Below are 1,613 nucleotides of genomic sequence, written 5' to 3'. Positions count from 1 at the left end.
GCGCTCATCCGACCACCCGCCGGCCGAAGCCTGGCGCGGGCCCGCGCTGCCCGAACCCCGCGCCTGCGTTGGGCACGCTGAACACCGTGCGCCGGAAATTCTTTTCGAGCCGGTCGGTGACATAGGTCCAGAGCGCTTCGATCTCCGCCGCGGACTTGCCCTTGGGATCGACCTCCATGACCGTGCGGCCGTCGATCATCGAGGCGGCGAAATCGGTGCGCTGGTGGATCGTCATCGGGGCGACGGTGCCGTGCTGAGAGAGCGCGACGATCGCCTCGGCCGTGATCCGCGCCTTGGGGGTCGCGGCATTGACGACGAAGATCAGCGGCTTGCCCGCGCGATCGCACAGATCGACGGTTGCGCCGACCGCGCGCAGGTCATGCGGGCTCGGTCGGGTCGGGACGACGATCAGCTCGGCGATCTGGATCACCGTCTGGATCGCGACCGTGATCGACGGCGGCGTGTCGATCACCGCCAGCTTGAACCCCTGCTGGCGAAGAATTTCGAGATCGGCGGCGAGCCGCGCGACCGTGGTCTGCGCCAGCGCCGGCGCCTCCGCCTCGCGCTCGTTCCACCAGTCGGTCAGCGACGCTTGCGGATCGATATCGATCAGCACGACCGGCCCCTGCCCGGCGCGCTCCGCCTGGACCGCGAGATGCCCGGACAGAGTCGTCTTTCCCGACCCGCCTTTCTGCGATGCCATCGCCAGAACGCGCATAAGCCCCCTTACGTCTCGTCAACCAAGGCACGCGATGCCATGCCAGCGGATAAGAAGCGGTTAACGCGTGGTTCCCAAGCCGTTACGACGACGTGCCGCGCCCCCGCACCTGACCGCCGCACGGCTTAACCCGATCTTTGCCTTCGCCGGGCTATCGCGACATGACGATCATCATTTGGCTTTAACGAGGTACTCGATGCGCAACCTGATTCTGGGCGCGGCGGCGACGGTAGCGGCGCTGGGCGCGGTGCCGGCCGCGGCGGACGTGAAGGCCGGCGTCGATGCCTGGAGCCGCGGCGACTATGCGACCGCGATCGACCAGTGGCGTCCGCTCGCGATCGCGGGCGACGCCGATGCGCAGTTCAATCTCGCCCAGGCCTATAAGCTCGGCCGCGGCGTCACGCTCGACCCCGCGCTCGCCGAAAGCTGGTTCCGCAAGGCGGCGCTGCAGGGTCATGTCCAGGCGCAGGACAATTACGGCCTCGCGCTGTTCCAGGCCAACAAGAAGGCGGACGCGCTGCCCTGGCTCGAAAAGTCGGTGGCGCGCGGCGAACCGCGGACGCAACTCGTGCTCGGGACGATGTTGTTCAACGGCGACGCGGTCCCGCGCGATTATCCGCGCGCCTATGCGCTGATGTCGCGCGCGAGCACGTCGGGATTGCAGTCGGCCTCGCAGACGCTGGCGCAAATGGACCAGTATATCTCCCCCGAAGACCGCCAGCGCGGCACGGCGCTCGCCGAGCGCTATGCCGCGCAGGAAAAATTGCGCGGTCGGGACTGTCGCCTGCGTCGCCGCCGCCGATCTCGGCCACTGGCCCTGCCAGGCCCGCTCCCCAGCCCGCTCCCCGGCCGTGACGCCGGTCGCGCGCACCACGGTCCCCGCCTCATCCGTGTC

Annotated in this window: 1 protein-coding gene and 1 pseudogene; one reads left to right on the top strand and one right to left on the bottom strand. The window is 68.8% G+C overall.

All coding sequences use genetic code 11. The features are described 5' to 3' along the window. Positions 1 to 4: 4 nt before the first annotated feature. Positions 5 to 718: a ParA family protein gene (locus NI18_RS19555; RefSeq protein ID WP_031441008.1), complete on the bottom strand. Its 714-nt coding sequence runs from the start codon at positions 716 to 718 to the stop codon at positions 5 to 7. 196 nt (positions 719 to 914) lie between these two features. On the opposite strand from NI18_RS19555, the pseudogene NI18_RS19550 reads away from it, so the two are divergent. After that, positions 915 to 1,613: pseudogene (locus NI18_RS19550) on the top strand (SEL1-like repeat protein); the annotation flags it as partial.

The sequence above is a fragment of the Sphingomonas sp. Ant20 genome (assembly GCF_000783375.1).
GTDB classification, from domain to species: Bacteria; Pseudomonadota; Alphaproteobacteria; order Sphingomonadales; family Sphingomonadaceae; genus Sphingomonas; species Sphingomonas aerolata.
This window is presented reverse-complemented; position numbering and strand designations above follow the sequence as displayed.

What these genes read in the sequence shown, in the direction of transcription:
- NI18_RS19555 (WP_031441008.1), bottom strand. Translation starts at nt 718, where the DNA reads ATGCGCGTTCTGGCGATGGCATCGCAGAAAGGCGGGTCGGGAAAGACG.